Raw genomic sequence first — 19,205 nt, forward strand, 5'->3', positions numbered from 1 at the left:
CGTTCGGAGTTCACCGTGCGTTTGAAGTTCCGCCCTGTCGACAGCTCGTTCTACGACCTCTTCAGCGAGGCGGCCGGGCACCTCGTCGTCGGCGCCCAGCTGCTCAGCGAGATGCTCGCCGACGGTGCCTCGCGCGCCGAGATCGCCCAGCGCATGCGCGAGGCCGAGCACGCTGCCGACGAGACGACCCACTCGATCGTCCGACGGGTCAACAGCACCTTCGTCACCCCGTTCGACCGCGAGGACATCTACAACCTCGCCTCGGCGCTCGACGACGTGATGGACATGATGGACGAGGCCGTCGACCTGGTCCTGCTCTACGAGGTCACCTCGCTGCCGCCGGAGACCACCCAGCAGGTCGAGGTGCTGCAGCGCTGCGCCGAGCTGACTGCCGCGGCGATGCCGTCGCTGGAGTCGATGTCGGCGCTCGACGAGTACTGGATCGAGATCAACCGGCTCGAGAACACCGGCGACAAGTCCTACCGGCGCATCCTCGCCAACCTCTTCAGCGGCGAGTACGAGGCGCTGGAGGTCCTGAAGCTCAAGGACGTCGTGGAGTCCCTCGAGGGCGCGATCGACGCCTTCGAGAAGGTCGCCAACATCGTGGAGCAGATCGCGGTCAAGGAGTCCTGACGGTGGAGTTCGCGATCGTCATCGCGGTCGTCGTCGTCGCCCTGGTGTTCGACTACACCAACGGGTTCCACGACGCCGCCAACGCCATCGCCACGTCGGTCTCGACCCGCGCGCTCACCCCGCGCGTGGCGCTGATCCTCGCCGCGGTGATGAACTTCGTCGGTGCCCTCCTCGGCCAGGAGGTCGCCAAGACGGTGTCGGAGGTGATCGACCCGCCCGACGGCACGCACGGCCTGGTCATCGTGATGGCCGGCCTGCTCGGCGCCATCGTGTGGAACCTCGTCACCTGGTACTTCGGCCTGCCCTCGTCGTCGTCCCATGCGCTCATCGGCGGGCTGGTCGGCGCCGCGCTCGCCGCCGGCGCCGGGGTGCACTGGGCGAAGATCCTCGAGAAGGTCGTCATCCCGATGGTCGGCTCGCCGATCTTCGGCTTCCTGGCGGCCTTCGCGGTGATGCTCGCCATCATGTGGATCTTCCGGCGGCGCAACCCGCACCGCGTCTTCCGCGGCTTCCGGGTCGCCCAGACGCTGTCCGCCGCGGGCCTCGCCCTCGGGCACGGCCTCCAGGACGCCCAGAAGACGATGGGGGTCATCCTGCTGGCGCTGGTGACCGCGTTCCCGGCGTCGTACTCCCTCGACGAGCTGCCGCTGTGGGTGGTCCTGGCCGCTGCGACCGCGATCTCGGCCGGCACCTACTCCGGCGGCTGGCGCATCATGCGCACCCTCGGCCGCCGCATCATCCACCTCGACCCGGCGCGCGGCTTCGCGGCCGAGGCGGTGGGCGCGACGGTGCTCTACACGACGGCCTTCGTCTACCACGCCCCGATCTCGACGACCCACACCATCACCTCCGCCATCATGGGTGCGGGCGCGACCAAGCGCTTCTCCGCCGTGCGCTGGGGCGTCGCCAAGACCATCGTCACCGCCTGGGTCCTCACCTTCCCGGCCGCCGGCCTCGCCGCGGCCGTCTGCTACTGGATCGCCCACCTCTTCCTCCCCTGACCTCCCCCCGGCCAGCTGTTCAGCGCCCTTGTGGATGGCATCTGAGGACGCCATGGGACCGAAATTGGCCGTTCGGCTCCCCTCACGTCCTCAGATGACCGGGGTCGGCCTTGCTCAGGCCGCGTGACGGTAGGTGAGGTAGCGCGACCGTTCGTCGTCAGAGAGCGCCCGCCGCTGCGCGACGGTCGACGTCGGCACCCACCACCGAGGTGGCCCCGCCATCCACAGGCGGTCGTCCGCGCGCCTTCGGCCGGCCCGGGCGTACGCCTGGTCGAGACGCGCGAGGAACGGGCTGTGATCCGCCAGGTCGCCCGCCATCATGACGGCGCCCTCCAGCCCGAGCCGCCGGTACGCCGCCTCCTTGGTCACATCGCGGTGGCGCACCTCGCCGGCGAGGTGGAGCCCGCCGTCGTACATGCCGTAGACACCCGCCACCGGATCGATGAGGTCAGGCGTTCCGACGAACCGGCCGTTGAGGTCGAAGACGGGCCAGTTCGCCAAGGGGCGGGGCCGGACCTCTTCCAACGTCCACGCCAGGCGCATGACCGGCTCCATCGGTGACCACGAGTTCTCCTCCAGGACCGGCAGCACCCGCCGGACCCGCTCCACCCCCCATCGCAGCCACAGCGAGGAGTCGGTGAAGCGGGTCAGCTCCTCGATCGACACGAGGTCGTCGTAGGCCGCCATCTCGAAGGCGACGACGGCCGCCGTGTCCGACGTCGCCTTGCGCATCTCGTAGGCGACGCTCCACAGCGGCACCGTCACCCGGACACCCTCGTGGCGCACGACGGTCGTGAGGTCGAGGACCTCTTGGGAGACGACCAACCCGGGGTGCACCCGCCGGCGGTGGCCGCTGCCGACGGCGAGGGGGACAGGTGCCAGCGTGCCGTGGCGGTCGACGCCGTCGAACCAGGAGCCGCCCATCCACCGCAGGCCCGCCCACCCCGTGACACCGCCGCGCCCCGGCAGCTGCGCGGCGGCCTCGACGATGCGCTGGTCGGGATCCCCCGGATCGACCGCGGCCGGCACCCACAGGTTGTGCCCCGCGCGCCGCCAGTCTCCTGAACGCGTCGCCCAGTCCCCAGGTCCGTCAGCCCCGGTCGGGTCACGCCGCGATGGCCACGTCACTCCGGCGCGTACGCCCTCGCGCGGGCCGGTCCCCCGCAACGGCCACGCCCCGGGGATCCACGCAGCGTCCATCCCGGCATGGTCTCGAACGTGGCTGTGTCGCCGCTCCCGTCGTCCACAGCCCGGAGTCTGAGGACGTGGCGGGAGGGATACCGACGGATCTGCTCCCCCCACGTCCTCAGATGCCGGGTTCGGAGGAGGCCGCAGAGGAGGCCAAGGCGGGGTCGGGCGTCAGTGGGATGACACGGGGCGGCGGCCGGAGAGGGGCGACCCCGAGAAACCCCGCGCCCGGGGCCGCCCATCACCGGCCGCCGAACCGACGCTCACCCGGCCCACCCTCGCCGGGCCTCCTAGGGATGTCCTGGTGCGCGGGACGCTCGGGACACCCGGAGGGGTCAGCCGAAGCGGCCGGAGATGTAGGCCTCGGTGGCCTCGTTGTCGGGGTTGGCGAACATCTTCTGGGTGGAGTTGAACTCCACGAGGTGGCCGGGCTGGCCGGCGGCCTTGAGGTTGAAGAAGCCGGTCTCGTCGGAGACACGGGCGGCCTGCTGCATGTTGTGGGTGACGATGACGATCGTGTAGTCGGACTTCAGCTCGTGGATGAGGTCCTCGATCGCCGAGGTCGAGATCGGGTCGAGGGCCGAGCAGGGCTCGTCCATCAGCAGCACCTGGGGCTCGACGGCGATCGCGCGGGCGATGCACAGGCGCTGCTGCTGGCCGCCGGACAGGCCCATGCCGGGCTTGCCGAGGCGGTCCTTGACCTCGTTCCACAGGTTCGCACCCTTGAGCGAGCGCTCGACGATGTCGTCGGCCTCGGCCTTCTTCATCTTCTTGGAGTTGAGCCGGTTGCCGGCGAGCACGTTCTCGTAGATCGACATCGTCGGGAACGGGTTCGGCCGCTGGAAGACCATCCCGATCTGGCGGCGTACGGCGACCGGGTCGACCGCGGAGTCGTAGAGCGACTGGCCGTCCACCATCACCTTGCCCTCCACGCGCGCACCGGGGATGACCTCGTGCATGCGGTTGAGGGAGCGCAGGAAGGTCGACTTGCCGCAGCCGGACGGACCGATGAAGGCGGTGACCGAGCGCGCCTTGATGGTCATGCTGACGCCCTGCACGGCGAGGAAGTCGCCGTAGTAGATGTCCAGGTCGTCGACGGTGATGCTCTTGGCCATGGGGGTGGGTCTCTCGTTCTCGGTGGTGGCTCAGCGGCCGGTCTTGGGGGCGAAGATCTTGCCGATGACGCGCGCGACGACGTTGAGCACCATCACGATCGCGATCAGGACCAGCGCACCGCCCCACGCGATCTCGATGCCGGGGCGCATGCCGCCCGGCGTCTCGGCGATGCCGGGGTTGGCGTTCTGGGTGAAGATCAGCACCGGGAGGGTGGTCATGCGCCCGTCGAACAGGTTGAAGTTCGTGCGGGTGGTCAGGCCGGCGATCAGCAGCAGAGGCGCGGTCTCGCCCACGACGCGGGCGATCGACAGCGTGACGCCGGTGACGATGCCGCCGAGGGCCGTCGGCAGCACGACCTTGACGATCGTGCGCCACTTCGGCACGCCCAGGGCGTACGACGCCTCGCGCAGCTCGTCGGGCACCAGCCGCAGCATCTCCTCGGTCGAGCGCACCACGATCGGGATCATCAGCAGCGACAGTGCCACCGAGCCGCCGAGGCCCGAGCGGTAGCTCGGCCCGAAGATGAGGATGAACAGCGCGAACGCGAAGAGGCCGGCGACGATCGAGGGGATGCCGGTCATCACGTCGACGAGGAAGGTGATCCAGCGCGCGAGGCGGTTGCCCTTGCCGTACTCGATCAGGTAGATCGCGGCCATGATGCCCACCGGCACCGAGATGATCGCCGCGCCCACGGTGATCAGCAGCGTGCCGATCAGCGCGTGGTAGATCCCGACCTCCTGGTCGAGGCTGGTGCGGTACATCGAGTAGGTCAGGAACGTCGAGCTGATCCGCGGCAGGCCACGGTCGACGACGGTCCACAGCAGCGACAGCAGCGGTACGACGGCGACGGCGCACGCGGTCCACACCAGCGCGGTCATCAGCCGGTCGACGGCACCGCGGCGGCCCTCGACGACCCGTGCCCACGCGGGCAGGGCGACCACGAAGACGACGACCGCGAGCACGGCCCAGGCGACGAGGCCCCAACCTAGGAAGAGGACGGGCAGCGCCGCCGCAGCCAGCGCGATCGCCGCGACGAGGACCGGCGCGATCCGCGGGAGCCGGGCGGCGGTGAAGGAGACCGGCGCGGGCACCGACTGCACCGGGGCGGTCTGCGTGGCGCTCATCGGGCGAGCTTCCTCTCGTTGCGGGAGACGATCCACCGGGCGGCGAAGTTGACCAGGAAGGTGACGATGAAGAGCACCAGGCCCGTCGCGATCAGCACCTGGATCTTGCCCGGGGTGCCCTCCTTGTAGTTGGAGGCGATGTTGGACGCGATCGAGGCCGGGTTGCTGCTCGAGATGAGGTTGAACGAGATGCCGCCGCCGGCCGAGAGCACCATCGCGACCGCCATCGTCTCGCCGAGCGCGCGGCCCAGGCCGAGCATCACCGCGGAGACCATGCCGGAGCGGGCGTAGGGGAAGACCGCCATCCGGACCATCTCCCAGCGGGTCGCGCCGAGGGCCAGCGCGGCCTCCTCGTGCAGGCGCGGGGTCTGGGCGAACACCTCGCGCGAGAGCGCGGTGATGATCGGCAGGATCATGATCGCCAGCACGAGGCCGGCGGTGAGGATGGTGCGCCCGGTGCCCGAGGCGGGGCCGGCGAAGAACGGCAGCCAGCCCATGTGCTCGTCGAGCCACGCGTACAGGGGCTGGATCTTCAGCGCCAGCACGCTGATGCCCCACAGGCCGAAGACGACCGAGGGGACGGCGGCGAGCAGGTCGATGACGTACGCGATGGGGGTCGCGATCGCGCGCGGCGCGTAGTGGCTCACCAGCAGCGCGATGCCCCAGGCGAGCGGGACGGCCACGACCAGCGCGATCACGGCCGCGAGCACCGTGCCGAAGAGCAGCGGCGCGACGTAGCCGGCGAAGGTCGAGGCGCTGCCGTAGAACTCGGCGGGCTTGGCCACGCCGGGCAGGCCCTCGATCGCCAGGAAGACGAAGACGGCGGCCAGCGCGAGCAGGATGGCGATGCCGGCGGCCAGCGCGAGCCGGGAGAACACCCGGTCGCCGAGCCGCGGCTTGGCGGGACCGGTGGAGTCAGCAACGATCGTTGCCACGGGGGAACCTCATTCAGTCGGATGCGCCTGTGCGGCGAGCCGGTCCCCCGGCTCGCCGCACGCGGCACGCGTTGGCCGGGGCGCGCCCCGGCCGGGTGGATCAGCCCGCCGAGATGCCCTCGACGATGCCCTGCGCCTTCTCGGCCACGGTGCCCGACAGCGGCGCGGAGCCGGCCTCCTCGGAGGCGGCCTGCTGGCCCTCGTCGGAGACGATGTAGGACAGGTAGCCCTTCACCAGGTCGGCCTCCGACTGGTCGTCGTAGGTCTGGCAGGCGATGAGGTAGCTGAGCAGGACGACGGGGTACGCGCCGGCCTCGGTGGTGGTGCGGTCGAGGTCGACGGCCATGTCGACGTCGGCGCGGCCCTCGGCGGCCGGGGAGGTCTCGACGACCTTGGCGGCGCCCTCGGCCGACGGGGCGACGTACTCGTCGCCGACCTTGACCGAGACGACCGACAGGTCGCCGACCTGCGACTCGTCGGCGTAGCCGATGGTGCCGCTGCCGCCGGAGACGGCGGAGATGACGCCGGAGGTGCCCTCGGCGGCCTCGCCGCCCTTGACCGGGAAGGCGTCCTCGGCCTCGTAGGACCACGACGAGCTGGCCTTGCCGAGGTAGTCGGTGAAGTTCTTGGTGGTGCCCGAGTCGTCGGAGCGGTGGACCGGGGTGATGTCCTCGTCGGGGAGGTCCGCGTCGGGGTTCTCCTTCACGATGGCCGGGTCGTTCCACTTCGTGATCTGGCCGTCGAAGATCTGCGCGATCGTGTCGGCGGACATGTTGAGCGCGTCGACGCCGTCGAGGTTGAAGGCGATCGCGATCGGGGAGACGTAGGCCGGGACCTCGATCGGGTCCTCGCCGTTGCACCGCTCCTTGGCGCCGGACAGCTCGCCCTCGTCGTCGGTGAGGTAGGAGTCGGAGCCCGCGAAGCTGACGCCGCCGCTGATGAAGTTGGTGCGGCCGTCGCCGGAGCCCACCGGGTCGTAGTTGACGGTCACGTTGCCGTCGTTCATGCCCTGGAAGCCGGTCGCCCAGGCGCCCTGGGCCTTCTCCTGCGAGGAGGCGCCGGCGCCGTTGAGGTCGCCGGAGAGGCCGCTCGACTCGCTCGAGCCGCTGTCGGACCCCGAGTCGGCAGCGGTCTCGTTGCCCGCGCCGCAGGCGGAGAGGGAGACGGAGAGAGCAAGAACGGCCACGCTCGGGGCCACGATCTTGCGGAAGGAAGTGCGGTTCACTTCGAGTGCTCCTGGGATCTGATGTGAAGTCTGATGAGTGCTGACGACCGAGAAGGTAGGCAGCGCAGGAGAACGACCACGGCGCCGTCGGTGAACGGGCGGTGAACTCGACCGGGCCGGATGACGTCGCGGATCCGTGCGTGAGACGGCGATCACATGAACTCGGCCCGGGAACCTTGACGCGGGCCGGCCCGGTGGGCTTTCAGGGGTGCAGGACCTCGGTGGCCACGACCCCGCCCCTGCGGTGGTGCACGACCAGCCCCGCGCCGGGCGCGAGCGACACGTCGGGCACACCGAGGGCGTCGAGCACGGTGGGCAGGACGGGGCGGTGCGTGCACAGCACGGCCCCCTCCTTGGCGTCGAGCAGGCGGTGGCAGAGGTCGACGACGCCGTCGACGGTCGCGTCCTCCTCGCTCAACCGGTCGTGCCTCTCGAGCGGCCACCCGGTGACCTCGACGTAGGGGGTCACCGTCTGCACGCACCGGGTGCTCGACGAGCTGTGCACGGCGGTCACGTCGAAGGCGGCGAGCAGCGGGACCAGGCGCTCGGCCTGCGCGGCACCGGCGTCCTCGAGCGGACGCAGGCGGTCGTCGCCGGTCCACGCCTTGCGCGGACGGGCCTTGCCGTGGCGGAGCACGACGAGCGCACGCGTACGCCGGCGCAGGGGGCGCGCCTCGGCCAGCGTCTCGCGGTCGTGGGGGTAGGTGAGCCGGGTGGCGGCGGCGTCCCACGGCACCCACTCCACGGCGTCGATCTCGTCGTTGGGGCGGTAGCGCGAGACGTCGTCGCTGCCGACGACCCGCGCCGTCCAGTAGTCGACGTGCTTGTAGCGACCGCCCAGCATCCGGTAGCGCTGGGAGGTCAGCGCGGGCCCGAGCCGCACGTCGAGCCCGGTCTCCTCTGCCACCTCACGCACCGCCGCGCTCACGTGGTGCTCGCCGGGGTCGAGCTTGCCCTTGGGGAAGGACCAGTCGTCGTACTTCGGTCGGTGGACGAGGAGGACCTCGCCTCCCTTGCGGGTGACCACGGCGCCGGCAGCGCGCACGTCGCGGGGGTCCATGGACGTAGTCTCACACCCGTCCCCGACCACCGAGGAGCCCCGTCCGTGTCGCGTCGCGCAGCCCTGGCCGTGGTCGGCGTGCTCGCACTCGTCGTCGGCGGCCTGGTCGGCTGGCGGCTCACGCACCGCGGCACCCCGCTGCAGGAGGCGCTCGCGCTGGTACCGGCCGCGACCAGCCGCGCCGCGTGGACCGACTGGGACGCCGTGCGCCGCGAGCTCGGCGCCGACGTCGGGTCCGGCTCCGACGCCGACGAGGTCGACGCCTTCGTGTCCGACGCGTTCTCCCGCGACCTCTCGTCCATGTCGGCCCTGTCCACCTCGGCCGGGCTGATGCAGGAGGAGCTCGGCTTCTCCCCCGCGACGCTCTCATGGGAGCTGCTGGCGCAGTCCACCGACGGCGCCGTCGAGGTGATGGGCGTCGGCCCGGACGTCTCGTTCGACGACGTGGCCGAGCACCTGGCCGAGCACGGCTGGACCGAGCCGAGTGACGAGGACGGCGTGTGGGTGGGCGGCACCGACGTGCTCTCCGCGGTCGGCGACCTCACGCCCGAGCTCCAGCACGTCGCGCTCCTGGCCGACGAGGGCCTGGTGATCACCTCCGACCAGGCGCCCTACCTCGAGACCGTCCTCGACGTGGTGCACGGCGACGACGACGGCGCCGACGACCTCGCCGACCTGGCCGGTCCGCTCGGCGACCCCGTCGCGGCGGCGACCTACGACGGCGACTACGCCTGCGAGAAGCTCGCCATGGCGCAGGCCGACGACGCCGACCGGGCGGAGGGCGAGCAGCTGGTCGAGGCCGCGAACGGCGTCCACCCGCTGACCGGGTTCGCGATGGGCCTGCTCGGCGACGGCGCCCTGCGCGCGGTCCTGCAGGTGGAGGACGCCGACGACGCGCCCGGCGACGCGCGGGCCCGGGCCCGGCTCGCCGGCGGCCCGGCACCGGGACAGGGCGGCGACTTCACCGACCGCTTCCGGGTGGCCGACGCGGGGGCGGAGGGGCGCGACGTGGTGCTCGACCTCGACCCCGAGCAGGGCGAGTACGTCCTGTCGGACCTCACCAGCGGACCGGTGCTGTTCGCGACCTGCTGAGGCAGGCGCGGAGCGCGCTCAGTCCTCGGAGGGACGGCGCGGGGTGACGCCGAGGAGGCGGTCGATCTCCTCCTGGGAGAGGTGCTCCTCGGACTCGCTCGCGGCGATGATCAGGGTCGTGGTCAGCTCCACCTCGCCGAGGAGGTCGCCGTCCTCGAGGGTCACGTCGAACTGGTCGTGCACGTCACCCTCCCTCCTGTGCGCGGTGCGCATGGCCTGTCTCGATCGTAAGCAACGAGGACAAGTCTCCCCGACCGACACGGCCGGGGGAAATGGCCTGTTCGGACCACCATCCTCCCCCGAAATGGAGTCCGACCCCACCCCCCTGAAGGGAATGGGGCCGGACTCTTGAGCAGATCTGGAAGATGCTTCCAGCTCAGCCGATCAGACCGGGCGGACGTTCTCCGCCTGGGGGCCCTTGGGGCCCTGGGTGACGTCGAACTCGACCTTCTGGTTCTCGTCCAGCGACTTGTAGCCGTTGGTCTGGATGGCCGAGTAGTGCACGAAGACGTCGTCGCCGCCGTCCTCCTGCGCGATGAAGCCGAAACCCTTCTCGGCGTTGAACCACTTAACGGTGCCCTGAGCCATGATGCTCGTTACTCCTTTGTCGGGGCGTGAGTCGCCACTTCAGCGACCCGCACCAGATGCGGTGACACGCCGCTTGCGACTCACGAGCTGGCAGGGCCCGAAGTTCAAACGCCGTTGGATCACAAACTCCGCGGGCGTCGACCTGCTGGAACTTGCACCTGTTGCACGTCAGACACTACCAACAAAATCCCCGGCGTCACCCCCTGTCATCCACGGGGTGGTGAACAGTCGGTGTACGCACCGTCCGCGGGGGCCGGGGCGAGCGCCCGCCGCGCGGCTGGCAGGCTGGCCCGGTGACCCGCCCCGCCCGTCCCCGCGTGGCCGTCTGCGGCATCAGCCTCGAGGCCTCCACCTTCTCCCCCGCGCTCACCACGGCGGCGATGCTCGCGCCCCGCCGCGGACGCGAGGTCCTCGACGCGTGGGACTTCTGGCGCGAGGGCGGCTCGCTGGCCGACCGCGCCGAGTGGATCGGCGTGCTGCAGGCCCGGAGCATCGCCGGCGGCGCCATCCCCGCCGACGACCACGCCACGCTCAAGGCCGAGATCCTGGAGGGGCTGCGCGCGGCCGTGGCCGCCGCACCGCTCGACGGGGTCGTGCTCGACATCCACGGTGCAGCGAGCGTCGTGGGCCTCGACGACATGGAGGGCGACCTCGCCCTCGCCGTACGCGCGGTGGTGGGGCCCGACTGCCTGATCAGCAGCGGCATGGACCTGCACGGCAACGTCTCGCGCACCCTCGCCGAGACCGTCGACCTGCTGACCACCTACCGCACCGCCCCGCACGTGGACTGGCAGGAGACCAAGGAGCGGGCCGCGCGCAACCTGCTCGACCGGCTCGCGCTGCCGCCCGGTCGACGGCGCCCGGCGAAGGCCTGGGTGCCGGTGCCGATCCTGCTGCCGGGCGAGATGACCAGCACCCGCCAGGAGCCGGCCACCAGCCTGTACGCCCGGGTGCCGGAGGTCGAGGCCCTCGACGGCGTCCTCGACGCCGGCATCTGGATCGGCTACCCGTGGGCCGACGAGCCCCGCAACTGCGCGGTCGTGATGGTCGTCGGCGACGACGCAGGGCTCGCCGAGCGCGAGGCGGCGTCCCTCGCCTCCGAGCTGTGGCGGCGCCGTGAGGAGTTCGGGTTCGTAGCGCCGACCGGCACGCTGCACGAGGTACTGGAGCGCGCGCTCGCTTCCGACGTGGCGCCCTACTTCGTCTCCGACTCGGGCGACAACCCGACCGCGGGTGGCGCCGGCGACGTCACCTGGACCCTCGCCGAGCTGCTGCGCAGCGAGGCGCTGGCCGGCAGCGGCAAGCGGGCGATCTACGCCTCGATCCCCGACGCCGTGGGTGCCCTGGCCGCCGCGGAGGCGGGGGTCGGCGCGCACGTCCGGCTGACGGTGGGCGCCCGGATCGACGCGCGCCACGCGCCCCCGGTGGAGCTGGCCGGCGAGGTCGTGGCGGTCGTGCCGGGCGAGGACAACCTCGAGGTCGTCGTGCGCACGCCGTCGGTCGACGTGGTCGTGACGCGGCGCCGCCGGCCCTACCACCTCGAGTCGGACTTCACCCGGCTCGGCCTCGACCCCCGCAGCGCGGACGTCGTCGTGGTCAAGATCGGCTACCTGGAGCCCGAGCTGTTCGACATGGCCGCCGACTGGATGCTCGCCCTCACCCCGGGCGGCGTCGACCAGGACCTCGCGCGGCTCGGGCACCGCAGGGTGCGCAGGCCGGTGTTCCCGCTCGACGACGTCTCCGGCGTCGACCCGCTCGCGGGCGCCATGCTCTTCCCCGGCGACACCGCGGACACCGACGCCTGACCCTCAGCGGCCCAGCGCCCCCATCACCTCGGCGAGCACGCCCGCGTCGGTGACCGAGCGGCCGCCGTCGTCGTAGCCGGCGGACCTCCCGCTCGACACGACGACGCCGGGCGCCCGCAGGTGCACCTCGCGGCACCCCGTGGCCTCGACGACCTGCGCGACGTTGGCGGGACGTACGCCACCGCCGACCGCGATCCGCACGTCGTCGCCACCGCGACGCACCAGGTCGGCCAGCAGGGGCAAGTGGTCGAGGGCCGGACCCGGGCCGCCCGAGGTGAGGACCCGGGTGACACCGAGGCCGCCGAGCAGGTCGAGCGCCGCTGCCTTGTCGGGAACCGAGTCGAACGCCTTGTGGAACGTCACCGGAGCCGGGCCGCAGGCCTCGACCAGCCGGCGTACGGCGGCCACGTCGACCTCGCCGTCGGCCGTCAGCGTCCCGACGACGAAGCCCAGCCGGGTGCCGTCGGGGACGACCGACCGCAGCAGCGTGACGTCGTCGGCCATCACCGCGACCTCCTCGGCGGAGTGCACGAAGTCGCCGCCGCGCGGACGCACCAGCACCCGCACGTCGAGGCCCGGCGCCTGCTCGGCGCAGTGCCGGACGAAGCCGGGTGTGGGGGTGGTGCCGCCCTCGACCAGCCCGGCGCACACCTCCAGCGCGTCGGCGCCCGCGGCCGCGGCGACGGCCGCACCCCCGACGTCCTCCAGGCAGACCTCGACCAGCGCGCTCATGGCCGCCACCGTAGGGCAGCCGGGCGGCCTGCCGCGCCCGCCGGGACCGGCTCTGAGATGATCTCCGCACGCGCAGGGCGACCTGCCGCGGGCCTCTAGCTCAATTGGCAGAGCAGCAGACTTTTAATCTGTTCGTTCAGGGTTCGAGTCCCTGGAGGCCTACCTCAGGACGGATGCGGCCGTGGACTGGTCCACCGCACCCGCAGGCCGGCGCCCTAGCCTTCGGCCATGGTCCCGGTGTCCGACCCGCAGCTGCCCTTCGGGGTGGCGTGGCTGAGCCTGCGCCTGCACCGGGAGGTCGGGCCGGGTCCCGAGGACCACCTGACGATCGCCGACGAGCTCAGCGGCACCCGCATCGAGGTCGACGGCTGGGACGAGGCGCTCGGCGAGGCGTGGCGCCGGCTGGCTTCCGAGCCCGCCATCGACGACTGGCTCGAGGCCTACCTCCGCGAGCGCGGCGAGGAGGGGCTGGAGGTCACCTTCTCCGACACCCCGCGGGTCGTGGCCCGCCACGCCTTCGGCCGCTGGAACGTCCACTACCCCGCCGACCTGCTGCTCGGCTCGGTCGACGCGGTGGCGGCGATGCGGGCCGCGCTGGTCACGGTGCTCGACCGGCACGTCGAGCGCCAGGCGCTCGACGTGCCGCTGCTGGGCGAGCTGCTCGCCGACTGAGCAGGAGCGAGGCTCAGGCCTCGGCCACGTCGATCAGCACCTTGCCGACCGCGCCGTCCTCGACCGCGGCGTGGGCCGCCGCCGTCTCCTCGAGCGGCAGGTGGTGGAGCGGCAGCCCGTGCTCCTCGCCGACGCCGAACGCACCGTCGGCCAGGGCCGCGGTGATGTCCTCGGCGGCCGCACGCAGCGCCGCCTGGCCGACCGTGTAGAGCAGCACCCACTGGAAGCGGGCGTTGGTGGAGAAGGTCTCGCGCACGCTGAGGGTGATCTCGTCGCCGCCGTTGTTGGCGTAGATCGCGATGGTGCCGCGCGGCCTGATCAGCCGGAGGTCGGTGCGCAGGTTCTGCGCGGGCGCGACCTCCACCACCAGGTCGACGCCGTCGGGCGCGATCGCCCGCACCTGCTCGACGAGGTCGCCCTCGCGGTAGTTCACGACGTGATGCGCACCCGCGGCCGTGGCGAGCGCGGCCTTCTCGTCGCTGCTGACGGTCGTCACGACGGTGGCCCCGGCCCAGCGCGCGAGCTGGATCGCAGCGTTGCCGACGGCGCCAGCGCCACCTGCCACCAGCACGGTGGAGCCCTCGAGCGCGCCCGGCGCCAGCCGGTCGGGACCGTCCTCCGAGGTGGTCAGTGCCCGGTGGGCGGTGACCGCCGGGACGCCGAGCGAGGCGCCGACGTCGTACGACGCCCCCTCGGGGAGCACGGTCACCCGGTCGGCGGGGATCACCACCTGCTCCTGCGCGGTGCCGCCCGGCCGCTGGTGCTGCGCGAGCATCGTCCACACCCGGTCGCCCACCGCGAGGGAGTCGACGTCGGGGCCGACGGCCACGACCTCGCCCGCGCCGTCCTGGCCGGGCACGATCTCGGGGAAGGCCAGCTCGCCCATCCCGCCGGCGCGGAACTTCCAGTCGGTGGGGTTGACCCCGGCGCGCACGATCCGCACCCGCACCTCGCCGGGCCCGGGCTCGGCGACCTCGCGCTCGACCAGCTCCAGCACGGAGGAGTCCCCGCTCTCGGTGTAGACCACGGCTCGCATGCGTACGTCCTCTCGATCGTCGGTGGTTCGGTCCCTGGGCAACCTGCGCGACCCCCTCCCCTGTTCCCGCAGGTCATCTGAGGACGTGGTGGGAGGGATGAACCCCCGTCGACCCCCACCCCGTCCTCAGATGCCCGGGGGCGGCTTGGGCCTGTCGGCGAGGATGGCCGGACCCGACCGCCCGCGCCACCCCCGGAGACGCCGTGCCTCCCCCGACGCCGACCCCCGTGCCGACGCCGAGCCCCGCCGCAGCGCCGACAGCTGCGACGCCCACAGCCGCCGCCGGCCCCACCGCTGCCCCCGCCCCGGGCGGGCGCCTGCCGTGGCTGTTCCTCGTCCTCAACGCCGCCGTCATCGGCGCCGCCACGGCGCTGGCGAGCCTCGCGCTGGACCGGCCGGTCGCCGACCCGGAGGGCAGCTTCCTCGGCCCGTCGTGGGTCCGGCTGCCGGTGCTCTGCGCGACCGCGATCGTCGTCGACCTGCTCCCCCGCGCGCTCTGGCAGGGCCGCCTGCACCCCGGCCGGGTCGTCGCGGCGGCCCGCGCGCGGCTGCGGACCCACTGGACCCGCGCCCGCCTGCTCCTCGTCGTGGTCGGGATCTCCGGCTTCTACGTCGTCTACGTCGCCTACCGCAACCTCAAGTCGCTGCTGCCGCTGGTGCGCGAGGTGAAGTACGACAGCGAGCTGTGGCGCCTCGACCGCGCACTGCTCCTCGGCCACGACCCCGCCACCGTCCTGCAGGACCTGCTCGGCCGGGAGCTGTCGGCCCACGTCCTCTCGACCGTCTACCTCGCCTACGTCCCGCTCGTCGCCATCCTCGTCACGGTGTGGCTGGTCTGGTCGCGCAGCATCGGCCACGGCTGGTGGTTCGTGACCGCGCAGGGCGTGGCGTGGACCCTCGGCGCGCTGTCGTACTACCTGCTGCCCGCGCTGGGCCCGGGGATCATGTACCCCTGGCTGACCAGCGAGCTGACCCCCAACGCCACCTCCGACCTGATGGACTCCCTCGTCCACTCACGCCACGGCTTCCTCTGGGGCGACGGCGACCACCAGGGCGTCGCGGGCTTCGCCAGCCTCCACACCGCGATCGCGCTCCTGTGGGCGCTGATGGCGCGCCAGACCGTGCGCAGCCGGCTCGTGCAGCGGCTCTTCTGGGTGAACTTCGCGCTGACCGTGGTGGCGACGCTCTACTTCGGGTGGCACTACCTCGCCGACGACGTGGCCGGCGCGCTCATCGCCGTCGTCGCGTTCCGCGTCGGTGCGTGGGCCACCGGCCACCGGGTCGTGCGCGGGGGCGCCGCGGCCGCGCCGACGAGCGCCTGACCGGCGACGCAGCGACGCCCGCCCGCCGTGCCGGTGGCACAGGGGGCGGGCGTCGTGGACGGACCTACGGACGGACCGTCGTGGCTCAGGCGCCGCCGACGCGCTCGGCCGGGACGCCGCGGGCGCCGGAGTCGGTGAGCTCGGCCTCGTGCCGGGCCGCCGCCTCGAGCTCCTGACGCCGGGTCTCCTCGACCATCGCGCGCGTGGCGTCGTACATGCCCGGATCGGAGACCAGGTCGGCCGCGCCGCGCCGCAGCCGCGCGAGGGCGGCACGGGCGAAGATCTGCTGCTCGGTCGTGGTGCGCTCGGAGCGGTTGTTGCTTGCGAACGTGATCGCCCAGCGCATCAGCGCGGACACCTGGTTCTTGAAGCCGGTGAGGTAGACGAGGTGGACGCCGAGCCACATCAGCCAGGCCAGGATGCCGGTGATGCGGAGCTTGCCGACCATCGCGACCGCACGGAAGCGGCTGATGATCGCCATCGAGCCCTTGTCGAAGTACTTGAACGGGCCCTGCGGGGGCTTGTTCTCGACGCGGTTGCGGATCTCCTTGGCGGCGTACTTCGCGCCCTGGATCGCGACCTGCGCGACGCCGGGGAGGTTGTCGAGGGCGATCATGTCGCCCACGACGAAGACCTCCGGGTGGCCCGGGAGGGTCAGGTCGGGGTTGACCGCGATGCGGCCGGCGCGGTCGAGCGGGGCGCCGGTCTGCTCCGAGAGCGTGCGGCCGAGCGGGTTGGCCTGCACGCCGGCGGCCCAGATCTTGGCGACGGAGTTGATCCGCTCGACGCGACCGTCCTTGAACTTCACCTCGAGGCCGCGCTCGTCGACCTCGGTGACCATGCCGCCGAGCATCACCTCGACGCCGAGCTTCTCGAGCTCCTTCTTCGCCTTCTCGCCGAGCTTGGCGCCGAACGGCGGGAGCACCTGCGGGGCGGCGTCGACCAGCACCACGCGGGCCTGGCGGGTGTTGATGGAGCGGAAGTCCTTGCGCAGGGTGTTGTGCGCGAGCTCGGCGATCTGACCGGCCATCTCCACGCCGGTGGGGCCGGCGCCGACGACGACGAAGGTGAGCAGGTGGTCGACGTCGTCGCCGCGGCTGGCGCCGAGCTCGGCCATCTCGAAGGCGCCGAAGATGCGTCCGCGCAGCTCGAGGGCGTCGTCGATGCTCTTCATGCCGGGGGCGAACTCGGCGAAGTGGTCGTTGCCGAAGTACGACTGGCTGGCGCCGGCGGCGACCAGGAGGGAGTCGTACGACGTCACGGTGTCGCGGCCCAGGACGCGCGAGGTGACGGTGCGGGCCTCGAGGTCGATGGCGACGACCTCGCCGAGCAGGACCTTGGCGTTGTCCTGGCCGCTGAGCACCTCACGGGTCGGCGGTGCGATCTCGCCCTCGGACAGGATGCCGGTCGCCACTTGGTAGAGCAGCGGCTGGAAGAGGTGGTGGGTGGTCTTGGCGACCACGGTGACGTCCACGTCGGCGCGCTTGAGGGCCTTGGTGCCGAAAAGGCCGCCGAACCCGGAGCCGATCACCACGACCTTGTGGCGAGCTGCCTGCGTCTGGGTCATGGGTGCTCCTCGTGTCGTAGGTGCGGGATGGACGAGGTCCATCATCCTCTCGTGTCGGCCGTGAGGACGAAATCCCGGGCGCGTCTCGTTGCTCACACCCTGTACCCAGGCCCGACAGAAACTAGGGTGTGGGTCGAGGTTTGAACTACAGGTGGCGCGGGTAGTCGACGCCCACTGGACTACCCACCCCCTTGAAAGAAGTCCCAGTGCCGCTGACATCCGAGCTCACCCTGGCGTCGTCGCCGCGTGCAGCGGCCGATGCCCGCCGGTGGGTCGGGGACATCTGCCGTCGCCTGGAGCGCCACGACCTCGTCGAGTGCGCCGAGCTCGGCGTCTCCGAGCTGGTGGCCAACGCGATCATCCATGCCCGTGCCCCCTACAAGGTGCGCGTGCGCGGCACGGCCAGCCACCCGCGCATCGAGGTGGTCGACGGCTCCACCAGCCCGCCCGTGCCGCCGCCCGGCCCCATCGCGCAGGACGACCTCGACCTGCTCCTCACCTTCGGCCGCGGGCTGTCGATCGTGGCGCAGTGCGCCGTCGCCTGGGGGGCGACCATCGAGGCCGACGGCAAGATCGTCTGGTTCGAGCCGGCGCAGGAGATGCGCGAGGAGCCCACGGCCGAGTGGGTGATGGACGTCCACGACCAGCTGCCCCCCGAGCCGCTCAGCGAGGCCGCGCTCGAGGTGCGGCTCATCGGGATGGACGTCCCGCTGCACGCGTCGCTGTCGCGCCAGTACGGCGAGCTGCGCCGTGAGCTGCGGCTGCTGTCGCTGTCGCACCAGACCGACTACCCCCTGGCCGGTGACCTCACGTCGATGTTCGCCAGCTTCGAGCGCCAGTTCCCCGACTCCTTCCGCGAGCAGGTCCGTGACGCGGAGGAGCGCGGCGCCCCGCGGGTCGACGTGGCCTTCCCGATGGTGCGCGAGGCGTCGCCGATCTTCGTGACGATGACCGAGATGTTCGACGTCGCCGACGCGTTCTGCCGCGCCGAGCGGCTGCTGTCGATGGCCCGCACGCCCCACCAGCGGAGCTTCCACAACTGGATGCTGGGCGAGCTCATCAACCAGCTCGACGGCAGCGAGGCCCAGCCCTGGCCCGGGGTGCCCGACGACCACTCCGCGAGCCAGGCCGGGTGAGCCGCCGCTCCCTGCGCCCCGACCTCGTCCTGCTCGTCGCCGTCGGAGGCGCGCTGGGCGCGCTGCTGCGCCACGCGGTCGACGTCCTCGCACCCGCCGGGCTGTTCCCCTGGCCCACGCTGGCGATCAACGTCGTCGGCTCGTTCGCGCTCGGCGCGCTGCCGCTCCTGGCCGTCGTACGTCGTTCGCCGTCGGTCGCGGCCACCCTTGGGCCCGGCGTGCTGGGCGGTTTCACCACGGTGTCGGCGTGGGCGGGGCAGACCCGCGCCCTCGCCGCCGACGGCCACGCGCCGACGGCCGGGCTCTACCTCGCGCTCACCCTGGCGGCCGGGCTCGGGGCCGCCGCGATCGGCCAGCACCTCGCGCGACGCGCGGAGCCCGAGGAGGCGATGGGATGAGCCGCCGAGAGACCACCCGGTGACCGCGCTGCTCGTGGTGCTCGGTGCCGCGGTGGGCGCACCCCTGCGCTACGCCTGCACCCACCTCCTCGACGGGCCGTGGCCGCGCGGCACGCTCGCGGTCAACACGGTCGGCTCGGGGCTGTTCGGACTGGTCGCGGCCCTGTCGCTGGGCGGGGCGGGCTGGGCCCTGCTCGGCACCGGCTTCTGCGGCGCGTTCACCACGTTCTCCTCGTTCGCGGTGCAGGCCACGGCGCGCCCCGCGCGCGAGGCAGCCGGCTACGTCGCGGCCACCACGGTGCTGGCGCTTGGCGCCTGCGCCGCCGGGTGGGCGCTGGGCAGCGCGCTCGGCGGCTGAGGGCGGGCTCGGCCGAGGACCCGTCCGCGGCCGCCCTCAGCCCCAGCCCAGGTCGTGGAGCCGGGCGTCGTCGAGCCCGAAGTGGTGGGCGACCTCGTGCACGACGGTGATCCGCACCTCCTCCTCGAGCTCCTCGACCGAGTCGGCCATCTCCAGCAGCGGCCCGCGGAACAGCAGGATGCGGTCGGGCAGGTAGCCCGCGTGGTTGGCCTCGCGC

At 72.3% G+C, this 19,205-nt stretch carries 21 protein-coding genes and 1 tRNA gene; 10 read left to right on the plus strand and 12 right to left on the minus strand.

The features are described 5' to 3' along the window. Positions 1–15 precede the first annotated feature (15 nt). Complete coding sequence (locus ACFFJG_RS07325) at positions 16–633, plus strand: DUF47 domain-containing protein (RefSeq protein WP_378517945.1); 618 nt, start codon at positions 16–18, stop codon at positions 631–633. 2 nt (positions 634–635) lie between these two features. Further along, the gene (locus tag ACFFJG_RS07330; RefSeq protein ID WP_378517946.1) at positions 636–1,634 is read left to right on the plus strand and encodes an inorganic phosphate transporter; all 999 of its coding nucleotides are present in this window, start codon (positions 636–638) and stop codon (positions 1,632–1,634) included. Positions 1,635–1,748: 114 nt separating this feature from the next. Here the strand turns inward: ACFFJG_RS07330 and ACFFJG_RS07335 are convergent, their stop codons facing one another. The 6 genes from ACFFJG_RS07335 to ACFFJG_RS07360 all read right to left on the minus strand — a co-directional run bounded on the left by ACFFJG_RS07335 (position 1,749) and on the right by ACFFJG_RS07360 (position 8,282). Further along, on the minus strand, positions 1,749–2,663 hold the full coding sequence (locus ACFFJG_RS07335) for a hypothetical protein (protein ID WP_378517947.1): 915 nt from the start codon (positions 2,661–2,663) through the stop codon (positions 1,749–1,751). Between the two features lie 494 nt (positions 2,664–3,157). Then, complete coding sequence (gene pstB / locus ACFFJG_RS07340; protein WP_378517948.1) at positions 3,158–3,937, minus strand: phosphate ABC transporter ATP-binding protein PstB; 780 nt, start codon at positions 3,935–3,937, stop codon at positions 3,158–3,160. A 30-nt stretch (positions 3,938–3,967) separates the two neighbouring features. Next, positions 3,968–5,062 carry a phosphate ABC transporter permease PstA gene (gene pstA / locus ACFFJG_RS07345; RefSeq protein WP_378517949.1) on the minus strand — a complete coding sequence of 365 codons (1,095 nt, stop codon included), beginning with the start codon at positions 5,060–5,062 and terminating at the stop codon, positions 3,968–3,970. Continuing rightward, the gene (gene pstC / locus ACFFJG_RS07350) at positions 5,059–5,997 is read right to left on the minus strand and encodes a phosphate ABC transporter permease subunit PstC (protein WP_378517950.1); all 939 of its coding nucleotides are present in this window, start codon (positions 5,995–5,997) and stop codon (positions 5,059–5,061) included. Before pstC ends, pstA begins: the two co-directional genes overlap by 4 nt. 100 nt (positions 5,998–6,097) lie before the next feature. Continuing rightward, the gene (pstS, locus tag ACFFJG_RS07355; RefSeq protein ID WP_378517951.1) at positions 6,098–7,222 is read right to left on the minus strand and encodes a phosphate ABC transporter substrate-binding protein PstS; all 1,125 of its coding nucleotides are present in this window, start codon (positions 7,220–7,222) and stop codon (positions 6,098–6,100) included. 202 nt (positions 7,223–7,424) lie between these two features. After that, entirely contained in the window at positions 7,425–8,282 is an 858-nt protein-coding gene (locus ACFFJG_RS07360) for an NUDIX hydrolase (protein ID WP_378517952.1), read from the minus strand. A 45-nt stretch (positions 8,283–8,327) separates the two neighbouring features. Between ACFFJG_RS07360 and ACFFJG_RS07365 the strand changes: the two genes are divergently transcribed. Then, on the plus strand, positions 8,328–9,374 hold the full coding sequence (locus ACFFJG_RS07365) for a hypothetical protein (protein ID WP_378517953.1): 1,047 nt from the start codon (positions 8,328–8,330) through the stop codon (positions 9,372–9,374). A gap of 18 nt (positions 9,375–9,392) precedes the next feature. On the opposite strand, the gene ACFFJG_RS07370 is transcribed toward ACFFJG_RS07365, so the two are convergent. Both ACFFJG_RS07370 and ACFFJG_RS07375 read right to left on the minus strand, forming a co-directional pair. Then, positions 9,393–9,587 (minus strand): hypothetical protein, encoded by a 195-nt coding sequence (locus ACFFJG_RS07370; RefSeq protein ID WP_378517954.1) that lies wholly within the window; start codon positions 9,585–9,587, stop codon positions 9,393–9,395. A 171-nt stretch (positions 9,588–9,758) separates the two neighbouring features. Then, entirely contained in the window at positions 9,759–9,962 is a 204-nt protein-coding gene (locus ACFFJG_RS07375; protein WP_107698594.1) for a cold-shock protein, read from the minus strand. 293 nt (positions 9,963–10,255) lie between these two features. Between ACFFJG_RS07375 and ACFFJG_RS07380 the strand changes: the two genes are divergently transcribed. After that, positions 10,256–11,767, plus strand: a complete 1,512-nt coding sequence (locus ACFFJG_RS07380; protein ID WP_378517955.1) for a M81 family metallopeptidase — start codon at positions 10,256–10,258, stop codon at positions 11,765–11,767. A gap of 3 nt (positions 11,768–11,770) precedes the next feature. On the opposite strand, the gene ACFFJG_RS07385 is transcribed toward ACFFJG_RS07380, so the two are convergent. Then, entirely contained in the window at positions 11,771–12,499 is a 729-nt protein-coding gene (locus ACFFJG_RS07385; protein WP_378517956.1) for a copper homeostasis protein CutC, read from the minus strand. Between the two features lie 89 nt (positions 12,500–12,588). On the opposite strand from ACFFJG_RS07385, the gene ACFFJG_RS07390 reads away from it, so the two are divergent. Next, positions 12,589–12,661: transfer RNA gene (locus ACFFJG_RS07390), tRNA-Lys, on the plus strand. A gap of 66 nt (positions 12,662–12,727) precedes the next feature. Then, entirely contained in the window at positions 12,728–13,171 is a 444-nt protein-coding gene (locus tag ACFFJG_RS07395) for a hypothetical protein (RefSeq protein ID WP_378517957.1), read from the plus strand. 13 nt (positions 13,172–13,184) lie between these two features. Here the strand turns inward: ACFFJG_RS07395 and ACFFJG_RS07400 are convergent, their stop codons facing one another. Then, a complete protein-coding gene (locus tag ACFFJG_RS07400; RefSeq protein WP_378517958.1) occupies positions 13,185–14,207 on the minus strand; it encodes an NADPH:quinone reductase in 1,023 nt (340 codons plus the stop codon). Between the two features lie 227 nt (positions 14,208–14,434). Here ACFFJG_RS07400 and ACFFJG_RS07405 point away from each other — a divergent pair, with 227 nt between their 5' ends. Beyond that, a complete protein-coding gene (locus ACFFJG_RS07405) occupies positions 14,435–15,529 on the plus strand; it encodes a phosphatase PAP2 family protein (RefSeq protein WP_378517959.1) in 1,095 nt (364 codons plus the stop codon). 85 nt (positions 15,530–15,614) lie between these two features. Here ACFFJG_RS07405 and ACFFJG_RS07410 read toward each other — a convergent pair whose 3' ends face one another. Beyond that, a complete protein-coding gene (locus ACFFJG_RS07410; RefSeq protein WP_378517960.1) occupies positions 15,615–17,096 on the minus strand; it encodes an NAD(P)/FAD-dependent oxidoreductase in 1,482 nt (493 codons plus the stop codon). Positions 17,097–17,302: 206 nt separating this feature from the next. Between ACFFJG_RS07410 and ACFFJG_RS07415 the strand changes: the two genes are divergently transcribed. Genes ACFFJG_RS07415 through ACFFJG_RS07425 form a run of 3 tightly spaced genes read left to right on the plus strand, consistent with a single transcriptional unit; the run spans position 17,303 to position 18,988 of the window. Then, positions 17,303–18,232, plus strand: coding sequence for an ATP-binding protein (locus tag ACFFJG_RS07415; protein WP_378517961.1), 930 nt, complete (start codon positions 17,303–17,305; stop codon positions 18,230–18,232). Next, positions 18,229–18,630 carry a fluoride efflux transporter FluC gene (locus ACFFJG_RS07420; RefSeq protein ID WP_378517962.1) on the plus strand — a complete coding sequence of 134 codons (402 nt, stop codon included), beginning with the start codon at positions 18,229–18,231 and terminating at the stop codon, positions 18,628–18,630. Before ACFFJG_RS07415 ends, ACFFJG_RS07420 begins: the two co-directional genes overlap by 4 nt. A gap of 19 nt (positions 18,631–18,649) precedes the next feature. Further along, on the plus strand, positions 18,650–18,988 hold the full coding sequence (locus tag ACFFJG_RS07425; RefSeq protein WP_378517963.1) for a fluoride efflux transporter FluC: 339 nt from the start codon (positions 18,650–18,652) through the stop codon (positions 18,986–18,988). A 36-nt stretch (positions 18,989–19,024) separates the two neighbouring features. Here ACFFJG_RS07425 and ACFFJG_RS07430 read toward each other — a convergent pair. Beyond that, positions 19,025–19,205: metallopeptidase family protein (locus tag ACFFJG_RS07430; protein ID WP_378517964.1), on the minus strand; the 181-nt coding region annotated here is incomplete at its 5' end.

It is taken from the genome of Nocardioides zeicaulis (genome assembly GCF_042432345.1).
Taxonomy (GTDB): domain Bacteria; phylum Actinomycetota; class Actinomycetes; order Propionibacteriales; family Nocardioidaceae; genus Nocardioides; species Nocardioides zeicaulis.